Genomic DNA, 625 nt, shown 5'->3' on the forward strand with positions numbered 1-625 from the left:
TCGAGAGATGGTAATTTTCAGTAATGCCACATTTAAAAATATAAAGTACTGTTTATCAAGATGATATAAAAGATTCTTGGTAGGGCTCTGAATTGCCGTGGGGTCTGTTTTCGGGCCACGGGATAACCACTGGAAAAGATAATCATAGAGATGGATATATTGACAGGCAAGTGCTCGGATAGGTTCATGGCGCATGTTCTGAAGCGACGTGATCAAGAGGCTGTCCGCTGGTACGTGCTCACGCTCCCTACCGCCGGTGGCGGGCGTGACAAGATCAGCCCCTCGAAGGGACTGGACGCTGAGCTTTCCCGCCGTGAGCGTCGTGGGGAGACGCTGTTCGAGTATTTCTCCCCTTCATATGTCGAGGCGAGGAAGGTGGGCGGTAAGATGGTCAACACGAAACGGCCCCTGCTGTACAACTACGTGTTCGTCCACGCCTCGGAGGACGAGATCTTTAGCCTGAAGCGTACGCTTCCCCTGTATAATTTCCTCCCCCGGGTTTCCTCCGGCGGGCGGTCTTATTTCCCGTACCTCTCGGATCGTGAGATGGATACCTTGCGTTGGGTCGCGGCTTCTTACTCCAACGAGCTTCCGGTGTACGTGCCAGATAGCGGCCGCTTGTTGA

At 53.3% G+C, this 625-nt stretch carries 1 pseudogene; it reads left to right on the forward strand.

Features of this window, described 5'->3' with window-relative positions:
- Positions 1 to 150 precede the first annotated feature (150 nt).
- Positions 151 to 625 (forward strand): annotated as a pseudogene (locus DWX84_RS22070) (transcriptional regulator); the annotation flags it as partial.

Origin of the sequence: Parabacteroides sp. AF21-43 (assembly GCF_003635435.1) — a bacterium.
Classification (GTDB): Bacteria; Bacteroidota; Bacteroidia; order Bacteroidales; family Tannerellaceae; genus Parabacteroides; species Parabacteroides distasonis.